Origin of the sequence: Amycolatopsis sp. NPDC048633 (assembly GCF_040650695.1) — a bacterium.
GTDB lineage: Bacteria > Actinomycetota > Actinomycetes > Mycobacteriales > Pseudonocardiaceae > Amycolatopsis.
On the sequence record NZ_JBEZHS010000019.1, the window covers coordinates 97,483 to 115,934 of the forward strand.

16 protein-coding genes are annotated in these 18,452 nt (G+C 71.0%); 7 read left to right on the top strand and 9 right to left on the bottom strand.

Annotated features, from left to right (window positions below; all coding sequences use genetic code 11):
- Positions 1-80 precede the first annotated feature (80 nt).
- A complete protein-coding gene (locus tag AB0C38_RS29505) occupies positions 81-1,373 on the top strand; it encodes a polyketide synthase (RefSeq protein ID WP_360679360.1) in 1,293 nt (430 codons plus the stop codon).
- Here the strand turns inward: AB0C38_RS29505 and AB0C38_RS29510 are convergent.
- The gene (locus tag AB0C38_RS29510) at positions 1,357-2,514 is read right to left on the bottom strand and encodes a steroid 3-ketoacyl-CoA thiolase (RefSeq protein WP_360679363.1); all 1,158 of its coding nucleotides are present in this window, start codon (positions 2,512-2,514) and stop codon (positions 1,357-1,359) included. The genes AB0C38_RS29505 and AB0C38_RS29510 overlap by 17 nt on opposite strands.
- A gap of 234 nt (positions 2,515-2,748) precedes the next feature.
- Between AB0C38_RS29510 and AB0C38_RS29515 the strand changes: the two genes are divergently transcribed.
- Together AB0C38_RS29515 and AB0C38_RS29520 are read left to right on the top strand one after the other, a co-directional pair.
- Positions 2,749-3,975, top strand: a complete 1,227-nt coding sequence (locus AB0C38_RS29515; protein ID WP_360679366.1) for a cytochrome P450 — start codon at positions 2,749-2,751, stop codon at positions 3,973-3,975.
- Positions 3,976-4,039: 64 nt separating this feature from the next.
- Positions 4,040-4,831, top strand: a complete 792-nt coding sequence (locus AB0C38_RS29520; protein ID WP_360679369.1) for a transglutaminase family protein — start codon at positions 4,040-4,042, stop codon at positions 4,829-4,831.
- Here the strand turns inward: AB0C38_RS29520 and AB0C38_RS29525 are convergent.
- On the bottom strand, positions 4,824-7,010 hold the full coding sequence (locus AB0C38_RS29525) for a GH92 family glycosyl hydrolase (RefSeq protein ID WP_360679372.1): 2,187 nt from the start codon (positions 7,008-7,010) through the stop codon (positions 4,824-4,826). The genes AB0C38_RS29520 and AB0C38_RS29525 overlap by 8 nt on opposite strands.
- A gap of 144 nt (positions 7,011-7,154) precedes the next feature.
- On the opposite strand from AB0C38_RS29525, the gene AB0C38_RS29530 reads away from it, so the two are divergent.
- Positions 7,155-8,174, top strand: coding sequence for a YhjD/YihY/BrkB family envelope integrity protein (locus AB0C38_RS29530; protein ID WP_360679375.1), 1,020 nt, complete (start codon positions 7,155-7,157; stop codon positions 8,172-8,174).
- Here the strand turns inward: AB0C38_RS29530 and AB0C38_RS29535 are convergent.
- The 5 genes from AB0C38_RS29535 to AB0C38_RS29555 all read right to left on the bottom strand — a co-directional run bounded on the left by AB0C38_RS29535 (position 8,149) and on the right by AB0C38_RS29555 (position 12,763).
- Positions 8,149-8,760, bottom strand: a complete 612-nt coding sequence (locus AB0C38_RS29535; protein WP_360679378.1) for a TetR/AcrR family transcriptional regulator — start codon at positions 8,758-8,760, stop codon at positions 8,149-8,151. The genes AB0C38_RS29530 and AB0C38_RS29535 overlap by 26 nt on opposite strands.
- A gap of 15 nt (positions 8,761-8,775) precedes the next feature.
- Positions 8,776-9,939, bottom strand: coding sequence for a thiolase domain-containing protein (locus AB0C38_RS29540; protein WP_360679381.1), 1,164 nt, complete (start codon positions 9,937-9,939; stop codon positions 8,776-8,778).
- Positions 9,936-10,949 carry a thiolase domain-containing protein gene (locus AB0C38_RS29545; protein WP_360679384.1) on the bottom strand — a complete coding sequence of 338 codons (1,014 nt, stop codon included), beginning with the start codon at positions 10,947-10,949 and terminating at the stop codon, positions 9,936-9,938. The genes AB0C38_RS29540 and AB0C38_RS29545 overlap by 4 nt, the downstream gene beginning before the upstream one ends.
- Positions 10,950-10,956: 7 nt before the next feature.
- Positions 10,957-11,940, bottom strand: coding sequence for an OB-fold domain-containing protein (locus tag AB0C38_RS29550; protein ID WP_360679387.1), 984 nt, complete (start codon positions 11,938-11,940; stop codon positions 10,957-10,959).
- A gap of 79 nt (positions 11,941-12,019) precedes the next feature.
- Entirely contained in the window at positions 12,020-12,763 is a 744-nt protein-coding gene (locus tag AB0C38_RS29555; RefSeq protein WP_360679390.1) for a TetR/AcrR family transcriptional regulator, read from the bottom strand.
- 61 nt (positions 12,764-12,824) lie between these two features.
- Between AB0C38_RS29555 and AB0C38_RS29560 the strand changes: the two genes are divergently transcribed.
- Positions 12,825-14,018 carry an FAD-dependent monooxygenase gene (locus AB0C38_RS29560; protein ID WP_360679393.1) on the top strand — a complete coding sequence of 398 codons (1,194 nt, stop codon included), beginning with the start codon at positions 12,825-12,827 and terminating at the stop codon, positions 14,016-14,018.
- 3 nt (positions 14,019-14,021) lie between these two features.
- Here AB0C38_RS29560 and AB0C38_RS29565 read toward each other — a convergent pair whose 3' ends face one another.
- Positions 14,022-14,810 (bottom strand): crotonase/enoyl-CoA hydratase family protein, encoded by a 789-nt coding sequence (locus AB0C38_RS29565; RefSeq protein WP_360679396.1) that lies wholly within the window; start codon positions 14,808-14,810, stop codon positions 14,022-14,024.
- 61 nt (positions 14,811-14,871) lie between these two features.
- Here AB0C38_RS29565 and AB0C38_RS29570 point away from each other — a divergent pair, with 61 nt between their 5' ends.
- Positions 14,872-16,488, top strand: coding sequence for an acyl-CoA synthetase (locus tag AB0C38_RS29570; protein WP_360679399.1), 1,617 nt, complete (start codon positions 14,872-14,874; stop codon positions 16,486-16,488).
- A gap of 13 nt (positions 16,489-16,501) precedes the next feature.
- Positions 16,502-17,602 carry a nitronate monooxygenase family protein gene (locus AB0C38_RS29575; protein ID WP_360679402.1) on the top strand — a complete coding sequence of 367 codons (1,101 nt, stop codon included), beginning with the start codon at positions 16,502-16,504 and terminating at the stop codon, positions 17,600-17,602.
- 40 nt (positions 17,603-17,642) lie between these two features.
- Here AB0C38_RS29575 and AB0C38_RS29580 read toward each other — a convergent pair whose 3' ends face one another.
- The gene (locus AB0C38_RS29580) at positions 17,643-18,443 is read right to left on the bottom strand and encodes a serine protease (protein WP_360679405.1); all 801 of its coding nucleotides are present in this window, start codon (positions 18,441-18,443) and stop codon (positions 17,643-17,645) included.
- Between the last annotated feature and the right edge of the window lie 9 nt (positions 18,444-18,452).

Consider the following 18,452-nt stretch of genomic DNA (forward strand, 5'->3'; position numbering starts at 1 on the left):
GTGCGCGGCCGCGGGAACCCGCGCTGCCACCAACGGGTGAATCCCGGCGTCCACAGTGGACACATCCCGACAGGAGACGCATGAACGAGCCGATCGCGATCGTCGGCATGGGCTGCCGGTTCCCCGGCGCGGCCGGCCCGGACGCGCTCTGGGAACTGCTCGACGCGCGTTCGGACGTCGTTGTCGGCGCCGCCCCGCCCGGCCGGTTCGACGCGGCGGAGCTGTACGACCCGGTGCCCCGCCGCCGCGGCCGGCTCGTAAGCCTGGCCGGCGGTTTCCTCGACGAGGAGGAGTTCGACGCCGGGAGCTTCGGGGTGAGCGAGCGGGAAGCGGCGATGCTCGATCCGCAGCACCGCGTCCTGCTCACGACCACTCGTGACGCCCTGGCCGACGCCGGGCTCGCCGGGATCGAGGGGCGCGAGATCGGCGTCTTCATGGGCCAGAGCACCGGTGAGCACTGGGACGGCCTCCAGGCGACCGCCGACATGTACGCGATCGCGGGCGCGGCCGCGCGAAGCATGGCGTCCGGGCGGATCAGCTACGCGTGGGACCTGCGCGGCCCGTGCGCCACGGTCGACGCGGCCTGCTCATCGGGCACCGTCGCCGTGCACCTCGCGTGTCAGAGCCTGCGCACGGGGGAGTGCGACACGGCGGTGGCCGGCGGGGTCAGCCTGGTCCTCGGCACCGACCACACCCTCGGCTACTCGGCGGCGGGAATGCTGTCGCCCAGCGGGCGGTGCCGGTTCGGCGACGAGGAGGCCGACGGCTTCGTGCGCAGCGACGGCGCGGGTGTCGTGGTCCTCAAGCGGCTGGGCCAGGCACTCGCCGACGGCGACCGGATCCACGCGCTGGTCCTCGGCAGTGCGCAGGCGAGCAAGGGCCGGACGGCCAAGGCGATCATCGCGCCGTCGGAAGAGGGCTACCGGCAGGTGATCGGCCGGGCGTGCGCCCAGGCCGGCATCGCGCCGGCGGAGATCGGGTACGTCGAAGCGCACGGCAACGCGGCTCCGGCGGGGGACGTCGTCGAGCTGCGGGCGATCGGTGCGGCGATCGGGTCGGGCCGGGCCCCGGGGCAGCCGTGCCTGGTCGGTTCGGTGAAGTCGAACATCGGGCACCCGGAAGCGGCGGGCGGGCTCGCCGGGCTGATCAAGACCGCCTTGGTGGTCCGCCACCGGCGGGTGCCGGCGACGCTGGGGTGCCCGAACCCGACGTCGGCCGTCGACTGGGCCGGGCTGGGGATCGCCCTCGCGGCGTCCCCGGCCGACTGGCCGTACCCGGGCCGGGCGCTGGCGGGAGTCAGCACCTACGGGCTTTCCGGCACCTTCGTCCACCTGGTCGTGGGCGAGATCGACGACGTCAGAGGCGCTCGATGATCGTCGCCGTGGCGAGCGCGCCGCCCGCGCACATCGTCACCAGCGCGGTCGAGGCGTCCCGGCGCTCCAGCTCGTGCAACGCCGTCGTCAGCAGCCGGGCCCCGGTGCTCCCCACCGGGTGCCCCAGCGCGATCGCGCCGCCGTTGACGTTCACCCGGGAAGGATCGGGCGAAAGCGTTTGCTGCCACGACAGCGCCACCGAAGCGAACGCCTCGTTGACCTCGAACAGATCCGGGTCGCCGATCGTCATGCCCGCCTTCGAGAGCACCCGCTCGGTCGCGCGGATCGGGCCGTCCAGGTGGTAGTACGGCTCCGCGCCGACCAGCGCCTGCGCCACGATCCGGGCCCGCGGCCGCAGGCCCAGCGCCTCGGCCCGGTCCGAGTCCATCAGCAGCACGGCCGCCGCGCCGTCGGAGATCTGGGACGACGTCCCCGCCGTGTGGACGCCGTCCTCCACGACCGGCTTCAGCCGCGCGAGGCCTTCGACCGTCGTTTCGCGGAGGCCCTGATCGCGGCCGACCAGCCGGGTTTCCCCGGTCGCGGCCCCGGAGTCGGAGAGGACGGGGGCCTTCACCGGCACCACTTCGCGGTCGAAGTGGCCGGCCTCCCACGCGGCCGCCGCCTTCTGCTGGGACGCGGCGCCGAACGCGTCGACGTCGTCGCGGGTCAGCCCGCGCCGGACGGCGATCCGCTCCGCCGCGCCGTACTGGTTGGGCAGGTCGATGGTCCACGACGACGGTCGCGGCGAGCCGGCGGCCCGGTTCGTGCCCAGCGGCACCCGGCTCATCGCCTCGACGCCGCACGCGACGCCCACCTCGATGGCGCCCGCCGCGATGAGGCCCGCGATCAGGTGGGTCGCTTGCTGCGCCGAGCCGCACTGGGCGTCGATCGTCGTCGCGCCCGCCGTCTCCGGGAGACCCGCGTGCAGCCACGCCGTGCGCGTCACGTTGTTGGACTGCTCGCCGGCCTGCGTGACGCAGCCGCCGATCAGCTGCTCGACCAGGGTCGGGTCGATCCCGGCGCGGTCGAGGAGGGCCTGCTGCGCGGCGCCCAGCAGCTCGGCCGCGTGCAGGCCGGCCAGCAGCCCGCCGCGCTTGCCGATCGGGGTCCGCACGGCTTCGACGATGACCGGCACGCCCATGTCGTCCCTTTCGTCGGGGGTATCGCTGTCCAGTGACCCAAAAACTAGAACAAGTTATCGTTCTGTGCAAGCTCCCCCAGGATCGGCGCGATCTTGATCTTTGTCGAGTGAGCGCTCGCTCACCTGGCCTCATCGGTAAAGTTAACGGGTTTCACTGAACGGCCTTCCGCAAGTTAACACCGTATGCTCTAATCGCCGTTAGAACGTGTTTCAAGGCGAACCGTGGGAGGCAACGTGGCCGCTCCGCTCATCCCCGCCGGTTTCGACTTCACGGACCCGGACCTCTACGCCGAACGGCTGCCCCTGGCGGAGTTCGCCGAGCTCCGGCGAACGGCCCCCGTGTGGTGGAACCCTCAGAAGACCAACACCGCAGGCTTCGGCGACGACGGCTACTGGGTCGTCTCGCGCCACGAAGACGTGAAGGAGGTCTCGCGCGACAGCACGCTCTACTCGTCCAGCGAGAAGACCGCGATCATCCGCTTCGACGAGAGCATGACCGAGGACCGCCTCAACGCGAACCGCTTGGTACTGCTCAACATGGATGCCCCGCAGCACACCAAGCTGCGGCGGATCGTGTCGAAGGGCTTCACGCCGCGCTCCATCTCGAAGCTCGAGAACACGCTGCGCGAGCGCGCCGAAAAGATCGTCCACGAGGCGCGCAAGAAGGGGACCGGCGACTTCGTCACCGACGTCGCCTGCGAGCTGCCGCTGCAGGCGATCGCCGAGCTGATCGGCATCCCGCAGGAGGACCGGCTCAAGATCTTCGACTGGTCCAACCAGATGGTCGCCTACGACGACCCGGAGTACGAGGTCGAGCCGCTGGAGGCGTCCGCGCAGCTCATCGGCTACGCGTGGAACATGGCCGAGGACCGGCGCAAGTGCCCGATGGACGACATCGTCACGAAGCTGATCCAGGCCGACGTCGACGGCGAAGCGCTCGGCTCCGACGAGTTCGGGTTCTTCGTCATCCTGCTCGCGGTCGCCGGCAACGAGACCACGCGCAACGCCATCACCCACGGCATGAAGGCGTTCCTCGACCACCCGGCCCAGTGGGAGCTCTACAAGGAGCAGCGGCCGAAGACCGCGCCGGACGAGATCGTCCGCTGGGCCACCCCGGTGGTCGCGTTCCAGCGGACCGCCACCCGCGACACCGAGCTGGGCGGCGCGCACATCCGCAAGGGCGACCGCGTCGGCATGTTCTACAGCTCCGCCAACTTCGACCCGGAGGTGTTCGAGGACGCGGAGAAGTTCGACGTCCTCCGCGAAGACAACCCGCACGTCGGCTTCGGCGGCACGGGTTCGCACTACTGCATCGGCGCCAACCTGGCCCGGCTGGAGATCGACCTGATCTTCAACGCCATCGCCGACGTGATGCCGGGCATCACCGAGGCCGAGGCGCCGGTCCGGCTGCGGTCGAGCTGGCTCAACGGCATCAAGCACTACCCCGTCCGGTACGCCTGACCCCTCGGCCGTCCCGGCGCGGCTCGAACCGCGCCGGGACCGCCCGGGGTGACATCATGGGGCGATGGCCCCGCGAGCGACCGTCGACGTCGAGTTCTCCGTCCGTGTCACCGGACCCGGGCCGGCGGCGGTCTCGATCGCCGCCGCGCACGCGGACACCGAAGAGCTCAAGGTTTCCTGGCACGGTGAGAGCGAGCTCGTCGAGTTCGAGCACGGGACCCGCGCCGAGGTCTTCGAGTTCCCCGCCGGCGAGCACCGCGTCACCTACCACGCCGAACGCGTGCTGGCCGAGCCCGAACCCGAGCCCGTCACGCGCGCCGAGGCCGCCGTCTTCACCCGGCCGAGCCGGTACTGCCCGTCCGACCGGATCGCCGGGCTGGTGCCGCCGGAGCTGTTCTCCCTGAAGAGCGCCAAGAAGAAAGTCGACACCATCGTCCGGCACGTCCACGAGCGACTGTCCTATGTGGTCGGCGCCAGCCGGCCCACCGATGACGCGATCGACACGCTGCTGGCCGGGGAAGGCGTCTGCCGCGACTTCGCGCACGTCTGCATCACGCTGTGCCGGTTCCTCGACATCCCCGCGCGCTACGTCGGCGTCTACGCGCCCGGGCTGTCCCCGATGGACTTCCACGCCGTCTTCGAGGCCGGGATCGACGGCCGCTGGTACGTCTTCGACGCCACCCACCTGGCGCCGCGCCAGACCATGCTGCGCATCTCCACCGGCCGTGACGCCGCGGACACGTCGTTCCTCGCCACCCTGGGCTGCGAACTCGACTTCCTGGGCAGCACGGTGTTCGCGACGACGGACACCGCACTGCCCCAGGACGACTGGACCGAGCTGGTCGTGCTCAGCTGACGCCCCACGATGTCGGCGTCGCGCTCATCCCGAACCGCAGCACGCCGCCGCCGGTCAGGTCGCGCTGCGTCAGCATCGGCTTCGAGACCGGCTTGCCGTTCAGCGAAAGCGAAGACACGTACGGCGTCGACGCCGAGTTCTCGGGCGAGGACACGACGAGCGGCCGCCGCGCGCCGGGCAGCCGCAGCGTCACCTTCGAGAAGAACGGGCTGCCCACGGCGTAGCTGTCCGACGCCGGCGTCACCGGGTAGATCCCGATCGAGGACAGCAGGTACCACGACGACATCTGGCCGCAGTCGTCGTTGCCGGTCAGCCCGTCCGGCTTGTTCGCGTAGTTCGCCGCGGCGATCGAGCGCACCTGGGCTTGGGTCTTCCACGGCTGCCCGGCGTAGTCGTAGAGATAGCCGATGTGGTGACTCGGTTCGTTGGTGTGGTTGTTGTGGCCCTCGCCGAAGTGCCGGTCCAGCAACGCCACGAACTTGTCGCGGCCCATCAGCGAGATCAGCCCGGGCACGTCGTGCATGACGTCGAAGGTGTAGACCCACTCGTTGCCCTCGGTCCAGCCGCCGGAGGTCCAGGCGCCGTCGAAGTTCCGGGCCTGCATGAACCCGGTCGCCGGGTTGTACAGGTTCCGGTAGTTCTTGCTGCGCTCCGCGAAGAACGCGGCGTCGCCGGGCTTCCCGACGGCCGTCGCGACCTGCGCGACTGCCCAGTCCTCGTACGCGTAGTCCAACGTGCGGGACGCGGCTTCGGCGGTCCGGTCGGCGGCGACCCAGCCGTTCTGCTTGTACGTCGTCAGCCCGGCCCGCGCCTCGACCGGCGTCCCTTCTTCGCGGTCGGCGAAGCGCAGTTCGGTGTCGCGGTCCGGCGGGGTCATCGCGTCCTTGTAGACGGCTTCGTAGGCCAGCCGCCGGTCGAAGCCGGTGAAGCCCTTCGCGATGTCCTCGGCGATGATCGAGTCGGCGTTGGTACCCACCATGATGTTGGTCTCGGCCGGGTTCTTCCACATCGGCAGCCAGCCGCCTTCGCGGTAGTCGTGCAGCATCGACGTCACCATGTCGTCGATCCGCTCGGGCGCGAACAGCGTCAGGAAGGCGTTCTCGGCGCGGAAGGTGTCCCAGAGGGAGTAGCTCGTGTAGCTCACTCCAATGTGGACACGGTCGTCGTAGGCGCTGTAGTAGCGGCCGTACTCCGACATCTCCGACGGATATTGCAGGGCGTGGAACATGCTCGTGTAGAAAGTCGCCAGCTGGTCGGGCGTCGCGCCCTCGACGTCGACGCGGTCGAGCTTCTCGCTCCACGCGGCCTTGGTCTGCGCCGCGACCCGGTCGAAGCTCGTTCCGGCAGGCACCTCGCGCCGCAGGTTCTCGCGGGCCTGCTCGACCGAGATGAACGACGTCGCGATCCGCACCTGCACGGTCCGCGTCGACGACGGGAACCGCACGTACGCGCCGAGCCCGGCGTCGGTCCGGTCGCGCTCGCCGTCGTGCAGCGTCGTCCCGGTCGACGTCCCGAAGCCCGTCACCGGCGTGTCGAAGCTCGCGACGAAGTAGCCCTTGAAGCCCGGCGCCTTGAACGGCCCGAGCTTCGAGTCCTGCCGGTCCGGGTTGTAGCCGGTGATCTCGCGCCGCGCCGGGTCCACGTGCACCCCGCCGGTGATGCCCGCGCGCGTCGCGGTGAGGACGAAGTTCGGCGACGCGTCCGCCGGGAAGCTGAACCGCAGCACGCCGACGCGCGACGTCCCGGTCAGCTCGGCGCCGACCCCGGTGGACATCTTCACCGAATAGCGTGACGGCGACGCGTGCTCGTCGGCGTGCGTGAACGGCATCGAGCGCCCGACCTGGACGTCGCCGACGCCCGGCATGCCCGAGACGTAGCCGGAGTCGCCCATCCAGATCGCCGGCTGGTGCGTCCCGATGAAGCCGGTGATCGCGGGGTCGTCGTGGTGGTAGGGGAGCCGGCTGACGTGGTTCTCGCGCGTCTGCGGGGCCCACCGCGTCATCGCGAACGGCGGCGCGGTGCTCGGGATCATCCCGCCGTACTCGGCGGGATCGGTGCCCGTGGTGCCGATGAGCGGGTTCACCAGGTCGACGTTCGACCGGTGCGGGTGGGCGGCGGCGACCGGCGGGGACACCAGGGACAGGGCCAGGACGGGAGCGAGGAGCAAGCGAGCGCGCATGGAGCGGTCCTCCCAGTGGCGACATCGTTGTCGGGGTCCCCGGAGCGCGGTGGGGAACTTGCCCACATCTAGCGAGTGGGTGATCGGGTGTCAAGACCGCGTGTTGCCTGCGCGAAGAGGCCTTCCGCTGGGTAGACAGTGTCCGTGAAGAGTTCCCCGAAGGCCCCGAGCCCCTGGGCCCGGGCCCGCGCCCGGTACCGGTGGCTGGACCACATCGCCCGCGCCACCAACCGCTACATCGAGTGCGGCGGCTACCACTACGTCGCTTCGATCACCTACTTCAGCCTGCTGTCGCTGGTGCCGCTGCTGATGGTCGCCTCGTCGGTCGGCGGGTTCGTGCTGGCCAGCCAGCCGCACCTGCTCGACACGATGGTCCACGCGATCGTGTCCACGCTGCCCGGCGCGCTCGGCGACAAGGCCACCGACCTGCTCACCGGCTTCGTCGAGCAGCGGACCAGCGTCGGGCTGTTCGGTCTGGCCATCGGCCTCTACTCGGGCTGGAACTGGATGAACGCGCTGCGGGACTCGCTCACCGCGCTGTGGGGGCAGAACCGGTCGGACCAGTCGCTGGTGCGGCTCATCGCCGTCGACCTGCTCGCGCTGCTCGGCTTGAGCGCGGCGCTGGTGGTGTCGTTCACGATCACGATCTCCGGTACGGCGCTCGGTAGCTACCTGCTGCGGCTGGCCGGGCTGGACGACACGAGCTGGGGTCATCAGCTCGTGTCGGCGTCGTCCGTGCCGCTGGCGCTCGCCGCCGACTGGCTGGTGTTCCTGTGGGTGCTCACGCGGCTGCCGCGGCAGAAGGTGGGCGTGCGCAGCGCGGTGCGCGGCGCGATCGCCCTGGCCGTCGGGTTCGAGCTGCTCAAGCTGGCCGGCGGGTTCTACCTCCGGCTGATCGGCGACTCGCCGACCGGCATCGCGTTCGGCTCGGTCATCGGCCTGATCTTCTTCATCTCGCTCGTCGCCCGGCTGCTCGTCTACGTCACGGCGTGGACCGCGACCGGCTCCGACGCCCCGCCGAAGCCGATCCAGCCGCCGGCGCCGGTCGTGTTCGAGCCGGTGATCGTGGTGGACCCGCCGGTCGCGGTGCCCGCCACGGTCGGCGTCGTGACCGGGGTGGTCGGGACGCTGCTGGCGCTCAGGTGGCGACGTTCGCGAGACTGAAGAGCCGGTCGAGCTGGTGGTCGATCAGCGCGATCACCGCTTCCGGCGTGCGCTGGCCGAGGATGATGCTGGTCTGCAGGCCGTCGACGCTCGACAGGAGCAGCTCGGCTTCGGGCATCAGCTCGAGGTCCGGCGCCACCTCGCCGCGGTCGCGGCCCCACGCGAGCAGGTCCGCGGTCAGCCGTTCCAGCTCGGGCGGCGCGGCGCTGAACGCCGACGCCAGCCCGGGGTCCGAAAGGGACCGCACGAAGTAGGCGAGGTGCACCAGGTAACGCGTGCGGCGCTCGTCGCCGACCGGCAGCATCCCGACGAGCATCGCGCGCAGCACCTCGCGCGGGGTCGCGTCCTCCTCCGGGCCGATGCCCTCGCGGATGCTCTCCCCGGCGTCGGCGTTGAGGATTTCGAGCGCGCCGAGCAGCAGATCGTCCCGCGTGCCGAAGTAGTACTGGACCAGCCGCAGCGAGACGCCGGCCTCGGCCGCGACCTTGCGCAGGGACACGTCTTCGAGTCCGCGCGCGCTCGCGATCCGCCAGACGGCTTCGGCGATCTGGCGGCGGCGTTGCTCGTGGTCGGCGAGTCTCGGCATGGTGGGTCGAGCGTATCAACGTGGCTTGCCGGCGCCGACGACCCACATCGAGAAGTACTGCGACCCGCCGCCGTAGGCGTGCCCGACCGCGATGCGGGCGCCGTCCACCTGGTAGTCCCCGGCCCGGCCCATGACCTGCTTCGCGGCTTCGGAGAAGCGAAGCATGCCGGACGCGCCGATCGGGTTCGACGAGAGCACCCCGCCCGACGGGTTCACCGGCAGCTGCCCGCCGAGCGCCGTCTCGCCGGCCTCGGTGACCTTCCAGCCTTCGCCTTCGGGCGCGAACCCCAGGTTCTCCAGCCACATCGGCTCGAACCACGAGAACGGCACGTAGATCTCGGCGACGTCCACTTCGGACATCGGGTCCTTGATCCCGGCCTCGGCCCACAGCGCGGCGGCGGCGTCGCGGCCGGCTTGCGGGTTGACCTGGTCGCGGCCGGCGAACGTCGTCGGCTCGGTCCGCATCGCCGTCGCGTGGATCCACGCGGCCCCGCCTTCGACGGCGTCCCCGGCGGCCTCGTCGCCGAGCACCATCGCGCACGCGCCGTCGGACGACGGGCACGTCTCGTCGTAGCGGATCGGGTCCCACAGCATCTGCGACGCCTGCACCGACTCGACCGTGATGTCGGCCTGCTGCAAGTGCGCGTAGGGGTTCAGGGCGCCGTTGCGCCGGTCCTTGGCCGCGACGATCGCTCCGATGTGCTCGGGCGCGCCGGAGCGGCGGATGTAGGACCGGACGTGCGGCGCGAAGTAGCCGCCCGCGCCGGCGCCGACCGGCATCTGGAACGGCGGCAGGATCGACAGGCCCCACATCGCGTTCGACTCGGACTGCTTCTCGTACGCCACGGTCAGCACCCGGCGGTGCACGCCGGACTGGATGAGCGAGGCCGCGACCAGCGCCGTCGACCCGCCGACCGAACCCGCGGTGTGCACGCGCAGCAACGGTTTCCCGGTCGCGCCCAGGGAGTCGGCGAGGAAGAGCTCGGGCATCATCACGCCCTCGAACAGGTCCGGCGCCTTGCCGAGCACGACGGCGTCGATGTCGGCCCAGTCCACTTGGGCATCGGCCATCGCTCGGTCGATCGCTTCGCGCAGCAGGCCCGGCATCGAGACGTCCGTGCGCTTGGCGCGGTGGTGCGTCTGGCCGGTGCCGAGCACGGCGGTGAGCTGCTTGGTCATCGGGCCTCCAGCACGGTCACCAGGTTCTGTTGCAGGACCGGGCCGCTCGTCGCGTGCGCCACGGCCTTGCGGGATTCGCCGTTGTGGATCCGGGTCGCGGCTTCGCCGATGCGGGCGAGGCCGGCGGAGAACATCGGGTTCGCGGCCAGCGCCCCGCCGGAGGGGTTGATCCGGACGCCGTCGTCGAGCTTCAGCGCCGTCCGCAGGATCAGCTCCTGGTGCGTGAACGGCGCGTGCAGCTCGGCGAGGTCGGCGCCGTCGAGGTCCAGGGCCTGCGCCGCCGACTCGGTGGACGGGCTGCGGGTGAGGTCGCGGGCGCCGAGGACGGGGGAATCGACGCGGTGCTCGATCCCCTGGATCACGGCCGGGTGGTCGACGATGTCCCTCGCGCGTTCCACAGTGGACAGGACGATCACGGCGGCGCCGTCGGTGATCGGCGCGATGTCGTGCCGGCGCAACGGATCGGCGAAGTAGGGCGTGTCGAGCAGTTCGCTGACGTCCTGGTCCGTGCCGCGGGCGGCGACTTCGGCGAGGTCCTTTTCGGACCAGAGGCCGGCTTCCAGGCCCAGCCGCGCCTGGATCCCGGCGATCGAGACCGAGTCCGGCCACAGGGGAGTGACGACGTACGGGTCGAGCTGCAGGGCGAGCACCCGGCGCAGCTGCCCGGCGCTGGACTTGCCGAAGCCGTAGACGAGCGCGGTCTCGACCTCGCCCATTCGGATCTTCAGCCAGGCTTCGTAGAGCGCCCACGCGGCGTCCATCTCGACGTGCGACTCGTGGATCGGCGGGAACGCGCCGATCGCGTCGACGGCGGCGATGAACGAGAAGGCGCGCCCGGCCAGGTAGTCCGACGAGCCGGAGCACCAGAAGCCGATGTCCTGTTTGGACAGGCCGGTCTTTTCGAAGACCTCGGCGAAGATCGGGACGAGCATCTCCACGCCGTTGGTGGTGCCCGCGGTCTCGCGGACGTTGGGGGCCTTCGCGAAGCCCGCGATCGCGACGTCTGGCATCAGGACCTCACAGGTGGTGGGCGAAGGTTTCGTAGGCCGCGTCCGGCTCACCGGTCGGCTCGAAGTGGTCGATGTTCTCCAGCGACGTCCACCACTCGTCGCGGGGTTTCCAGGCTGCGCGCACGCGCATGCCCATCTTGACGTCCTGTGCGTCGCAGCCGAGGACGAGGTGGAGGAACGCGATGTCGGCGCCGTCGAGCAGGATGTACGCGGCGACGTACGGCGGCTTGAGCCGCTGGCCGAGGAACGGGACGTTGACGATGCAGAACGTCGTGACGATGCCGGTGTCGGGCAGTTCGACCTCTTCGGTGGTCGGCACGCCGTCGGTCGGGCAGGCGCCGCGCGGCGGGATGTAGACCTTTTGGCACGCGGGGCAGCGCTGCCCGATCAGCTTGCCCTCGGCGAGCCCGCGCAGGTAGCGGCTCTCCTCGGGGGAGGCCGAGTGCTGGTACTTCAGGTGCACGGGCGTGATGATCACGCTGACCGGCGCGCCTTCCGCACGGTCGGCGACCGGGGGAGCGGGCTCGGTCGGCGTGGTGTCCTCGGCGTCCACGGGCAGGAAGTAGGCGATGTCCCGGATGTGCCCGACGACGTCGTCGGCCCAGCGGACGCGCACCCGCTGTCCACTGTGGATGTTCTCGGGGGCGCCGGCGTCCACGGCGTGGAGCAGGGCGGTGTCGGCGCCGTCGAGCTTGACCAGGGCCCAGGCGAAGGGCCGGCTCAGCGGCTGCCCGTCGAGCGGCTCCGGGCACCAGGACCAGGAGACGACGGTGCCCTCTTCGGCCACCGGGACGAACTCGCTGAGCTGGTCGGCGGTGACGGGGTCGTACTCGACCGGCGGAACGTGCACGCGGCCGTCACTGCCCCGGATGCCTTCGATGCGGCGCTCCCGCAGCGCGTTCACGAACCGGCCGAGGACGGGCCCGGTGGAGCGCGTGTAGTCGAAGCCGACGTTGAGGGGTGCCGCCAGTGGTGTCTCGGTCACGTCCATGAGTGAAACACGTTCTCGTTCTGGCGGCAAGATTCAGTGCCTGGCGGCCTCCTGCCTGTGGAACGCGTTCTAGATCGGGCTACGTGCCCTGGCCCGCGGCGCGCTGCCGGACGAGCACCTCCACGCCGTCCAGGATCCGGTCCAGGCCGAACGTGTATCCGAGCTGCCGGTCCGCCTCGGGGGTGTCGGCCGGGTAGTCGAACGCGCCCGCGTCGATCGCCGTGCGCAGGGCGGGGAACCGCTGGGCGTCGGCGAGGCCGCCGAGCAGGGCGCTGTAGGCGGCGACCGACTCGCCCGACGCGGCCGGCCCGAGATCGGTGCTCAGCCGGGCCGTGCTGAGCAGGTAGTTGGCGACCAGCAGGACCACACCGGCCTTGTCCTGTTCGGTGAGCCCGGTTCCCCGCAACGCGCGCAGGGCGCGATCGGTCCACGTCAGCTGGTTGGGCGTCACCGGCGGCCCGGTGACGGGCAGGTGCACGACCCAGGAGTGCGCGCGCAGCATCACCCACTGCGCCCGGCACCAGCGCTGCAGGCCGAGCCGCCAGTCGTCGCCGGGTTCGTCGAGCTCGGCGGGCACCGCCGCGACCGAGTCCAGCATCAGCAGCAGCACGTCGTTCTTGCTCTTCACGTGCCGGTAGAGCGACATCGTGGTGAAGCCCAGCCGCTCGGCGATCCGGGCCATCGACACCGCGCCGAGGCCCTCGGTGTCGGCCAGCTCGACGGCGGTGCGCACGATGGCCGGCACGCTCAGCCCCGGCTTGGGTTCCGGCTCGTCGCCGCGTCCCCAGAGCAGCTCCAGCCCGGCCGGCAGCTTGTCGTTCATCGTCCCCGCATCCACTCGAGCTCTTGCCTTCCCGATGAGTGTATGCCATAAACTGCTGTTTATGGCATACACAGCGTTGGTCATCGGGGGCGGGATCGCGGGGGCGTCGAGCGCGATCGCCCTGCACAAGGCCGCGATCCCGGCGGTCGTCTACGAGGCGTACGACCGGACGGCGGACACCGCGGGCGTCTACCTGACGCTCGCGGTGAACGCCCTGGACGCCCTGCGGGCGGTCGACGTCGACCTCGGCGAACTCGGCTTCGACACCCCGCGGATCACGATCACCAGCGGCTCCGGCCGGAAGCTCGGCGAGCTGCCCTACGGCGCGGCCCTGGCGGACGGCACGGTGAGCCGGACGGTCAAGCGGGCCGACCTCTACCGCGCCCTCCGCGAGCAGGCCGTCCGGTGCGGCGTGCCCTTCGAGTACGGCAAGCGGCTCGTGGCCGCGGAAAGCACCGGCGACGGCGTGCGGGCCCGGTTCGCCGACGGCACCACGGCCGAAGGCGACCTGCTGATCGGCGCGGACGGCCTCCGCTCGCGCACGCGCGAGATCATCGCCCCCGGTGCGCCGGGCGCGCGGTACACCGGGCTGCTCAACACCGGTGGCTACGCGCGCGGCGTCGCGGCCGGTGAACCGGGCATGATGCACGCGATCTTCGGCCGCCGCTGCTTCTTCGCCCACACCGCGCACCCGAACGGCGAAGTCTGGTGGGTGGCGAACCCGGCGAGCGCCACCGAACCCACGCCGGCCGAGCTGGCCGCGATCACCCAGGACGAATGGCGGTCCCGCCTGATCGAGCTGTTCCGGCGGGACCGCGGGCCCGCCGTGGACATCATCGCGGCGACCGGGGAGATCTTCTCGGGGTGGAACACCTACGACGTCCCCGCCGTGCCGCGCTGGCACCGCGACCGGATGATCGTCATCGGGGACGCCGCGCACGCCACCGCCCCGTCGATCGGGCAGGGCGCGGCGATGGCCATCGAGGACACGGTCGTGCTGGCCCGGTGCCTGCGGGACAGCTCGAGTGTCGAGTCCGCGTTCATGGCCTACGAAGGGCTGCGGCGCGCACGGGTGGAACGCGTCGTCGAGCAGGGCAACCGCACCGGCGGCTGGAAGGCGCTCGGCCCGCTGGCCCGGGTGCCGCGCGACGTCGTGATGAGCCTGGCCATGAAACGCATGGCCCGCACCGGCGCCGACCCGAGCCGGTGGATCTACGACCACCACATCGACTGGGACGAGCCGGTCCGCGGGTGAGGGTCAGCGGCCGCGGAACTCCGGCTTCCGCTTCTCCGAGAAGGCCTTCGGCCCTTCCTTGGCATCCTCCGAAGCGAAGACCTCGATCCCGTACTGCGAGTCCAGCTTGAAGGCCTCCTCCTCGTGGAGTCCCTCGGTGTCGCGGATGGTCCGCAGGATCGCCCGCACGGCCAGCGGACCGTTGGCGTTCACCAGCGAAGCCAGCTCCAGGGCCCGGGTGAGCGCCTGGCCGTCCGGCACCACGTGACCGATCAAGCCGATCGCCAGGGCCTCGTCGGCCGTCAGGTGCCGGCCGGTCAGCAGGATGTCCGCTGCCACCGTGTACGGGATCTGCCGCGGCAACCGCACCGCCGACCCGCCCATCGGGAACAGGCCCCACCGCGCCTCCGAAACCCCGAAGCGGGCCGACGTGCCCGCCACCCGGATGTCCGTCCCCTGCAAGATCTCCGTCCCGCCCGCGATGGCCGGGCCCTCGACCGCCGCGATCAGCGGCTTGGTCAGGCGGCGGCCCTTGAGCAGGCCGGGGATGTGTGCGGGGTCGAACTTGCCTTCGTCGAACGCCTTCGACGGCGAGTTGCGGGACATCGACTTCAGGTCCGCACCCGCGCAGAACGCGCCGCCCGCGCCGGTCAGGACGCAGCTGCGGATCGTGTCGTCGGAGTCCACCCGGTCCCAGGCGCCGACCATGATCGACATCATCTCGCCGGTGATCGCGTTGCGCGCCTCGGGCCGGTTCATCGTGACGATGAGGGTCGCCCCGTCCTGTGAGACCAGCGCGTGCGGTTCACCCACGGAAACCTCCTGAAGGAGCAGTGCCATTGCCCAGAACGATAACATGTTCTACTTTGAGGGCGTGGCACTCAACATCGCGGATCTTCTGGAGCACGCCGTCGACGCCGTGCCGGAGCGCGTCGCGGTCGTGTGCGGCGACCGGCAGGTCACCTTCGCCGAACTGGAGGCGCGGGCCAACCGGCTCGCCCACCACCTCGCCGCGCACGGCGTGGGACGCGGATCCCACATCGGGGTCTACTCCCGCAACTCGATCGAGGCCTTGGAGGCGATGATCGCGGCGTACAAGCTGCGCGCGATCGCCGTCAACGTCAACTACCGCTACGTGCACGGCGAGCTCGTGTACCTCTTCAACGATGCCGATCTCGTCGCACTCGTGCACGAGAGAGGGTATGCCGACAAGGTCGCCTCGGCGCTGCCCGAGGCGCCGAAACTGAAACACGTTGTCGTGATCGACGACGGCAGCGACGGCGACTTCGGGAGCTATGGCGGCGTCGAGTACGAGGCCGCGCTCGAGGCGCAGTCGCCCGAGCGGGACTTCGGCGAGCGCAGCAACGACGACCTCTACATCCTCTACACCGGCGGCACCACCGGCTACCCGAAGGGCGTGCTCTGGCGCCACGAGGACATCTGGCGCGCGCTCGGCGGCGGGATCAACTTCGTCACCGGCGAGTACGTCCCGGACGAGTGGACGCTCGCCGAGCAGGGCAAGGCCGGGAGCCTGACGCGGCTGCCCGCCGCGCCGCTGATCCACGGCGCCGCGCAGTGGGCCGCGTTCGGCGCCCTGTTCACCGGCAGCCCGGTGGTGTTCGTGCCCCGCTTCGACGCGCACGAGATCTGGAAGGCCGTCCAGGAGCACAAGGTCCAGGTCCTCACGATCGTCGGCGACGCGATGGCCCGCCCGCTCATCGAGGCCTTCCGCGAAGGCGACTACGACGCTTCGTCGCTCGTCGCCGTGTCGAGCCACGCCGCGCTGTTCTCGCAGTCGGTGAAGCAGGAGTTCGTCGAGCTCGTGCCGAACGCCGTGATCACCGACGCGATCGGCGCGTCGGAAAGCGGCTTCACCGGGATCGGCATGGTGGCCAAGGGATCCGACCACAGCGCCGGCCCCCGGGTGAACTTCGGCAAGGACGCCATCCTGCTCGACGACGACGGCGGCCTCGTCGAGAAGAAGCCCGGCGCGGTCGGGCTGATCGGCCGCCGCGGGCACGTCCCGCTCGGCTACTACGGCGATCCCGAGAAGAGCAAGAAGATCTTCGTCGACCTCGACGGCGTCCGGTACGTCGTGCCGGGCGACTACGCCCGCTACGAGGAGGACGGCACGGTCACCCTGCTCGGCCGCGGCTCCCAGTGCGTCAACACCGGCGGCGAGAAGGTCTACCCGGAAGAGGTCGAGGGCGCGCTCAAGTCGCACCCGGACGTCTTCGACGCGCTCGTCATCGGGATCCCGGACGAGCGGACCGGCCAGCGCGTCGCCGCGGTCGTCCAGCTCCGCGAGGGCGCCGAAGCCGACCTGGCCGGGATCGAGCAGCACGTCCGGGGCGAGATCGCCGGGTACAAGGTGCCGCGCACGGTCTGGCTGGCCGTCGAGATCGGCCGCTCGCCCAGCGGCAAGCCGGACTACCCGTGGGCCCAGCGCTACGCGGCCGAGCACGACCCGGCCGCGGCCCAGCCCGTCTAGGAGGACACGACCAGTGCGGACATCCCTGTGCGACCGGCTCGGCATCGACCTGCCGATCATCGGGTTCACGCCCTCGGAGCACGTCGCCGCGGCACTCAGCCGCGCCGGCGGGCTCGGCGTGCTCGGCTGCGTCCGGTTCAACGACGCCGCCGAGCTCGACCGGGTGCTCACCTGGATGGACGAGAACACCGGCGGCAAGCCCTACGGCGTCGACATCGTCATGCCGGCGAAGATCCCGGCCGAGGGCACCCAGCTCGACCTGTCCAAGCACATCCCGGAAGGTCACCGCGCGTTCGTCGACAAGGTGCTGCGAGACCTTTCGGTGCCGCCGCTGCCGGACGACACGGATGAACGCGCGGGCGTGCTCGGCTGGCTGCACTCGGTGGCCCGGTCGCACGTCGAGGTCGCGCTCAACCACCCGATCAAGCTGATCGCCAACGCACTCGGCTCGCCGCCGGCGGACGTCATCGGCCAGTGCCACGATCGCGGGGTGCCGGTGGCGGCGCTGGCCGGGAAGGCCGAGCACGCGGTCCGGCACGTCGAGAACGGCGTCGACTTCGTGGTCGCGCAGGGCTACGAAGCCGGCGGGCACACCGGCGAGATCGCGTCCATGGTGCTGGTGCCGGAGATCGTCGACGCCGTCGACGTGCCGGTGCTCGCCGCCGGCGGGATCGGCTCGGGCCGCCAGGTGGCCGCGGCGCTCGCGCTCGGCGCGGCCGGCGTCTGGATGGGTTCGATGTGGCTCGCCACCGAGGAGTACCTGCAGACCATGGGCGAGTCCGTGGCGATGCAGCAAGCGCTGGTCGGCGCGACGTCGTCGGACACCGTCCGGACGCGGATCTACACCGGCAAGCCGGCGCGGCTGCTGAAGACCCGCTGGACCGAGGCGTGGGCCGCGGCGGACGCGCCCGAGCCGCTGCCGATGCCGCTGCAGAACCTGCTGGTTTCCCACGCCCACAACCGGATCCACGCGGCGAACGACCCGAGCGTGGTGTCGATGCCGGTCGGCCAGATCGTCGGCCGGATGAACGCGGTCCGCCCGGTCGCGGAGGTCGTCGCCGAGCTCGTCTCCGGCTATGAAGACGCACTGTCGCGTTTGGACAAGACGCGCTGAAGGGGGCCCGCCGCGGCGGGCCCCCTTCGGAGTGCTGGTGTTACAGCGAAGCGGCGGCCGCGGCGATCTTCGACGCGAACGTGCTCACCTCGGTGTAGACGCCGGGGGCGTGCGGCCGGGCGCAGCCGTCACCCCAGGAGACGATGCCGACCTGGATCCAGGCGTTGCTGTTGTCCCGGCGGAACATCGGGCCACCGGAGTCGCCCTGGCAGGTGTCGACGCCACCGGCGCTCAGGTTGCCGGCGCAGATCTCGGCGCTCGGGATCAGGTCGGGGTAGCTGCCGCCCTGGGCCTGGCAGGTGCTGTCGGCCACGAACGGGACGGTCGCCTTCAGCAGGTACCGCTGCTGCGCGCCGCCTTCGCGGGCCGCGCCCCAGCCGGCCACGGTGAACGTGCCGGTGTTGTAGGTCGACGTCGTCGCGATCGGCAGCGTCGAGAGGCCGGTGACCGGGCTCGCGAGCTTGATCAGCGCCCAGTCACCGCCGGTCGAGGTGCCGTAGGTGGGCGACTGGTAGACGTAGGTCGACTTGATCTTCTTGGCGCTCGTGCTGTTCAGGTCGACCACGCCGACGGTCGCCGTGATCGAGGTGTTGGCCCCGGTCCGGCTGACGCAGTGGGCGGCGGTCAGGACGATCTGGTTGGTGTAGAGCGCACCGCCGCAGCCCATCGACAGCCGGACCATGAACGGGAACTCGCCCTGGGCGGCCCGGGTCCCGCCGACGACGTCGGTGGAGGGCGGCTGGGCCGCGATCGCCGGGGTGGCGAACGACGCGGCCGCGGCGACCGCGGCCACGGCGGTGGTGACGTTTCTGAGCAGGGTGAACCAGCGCTTGGGAACCAAGGGGATCAG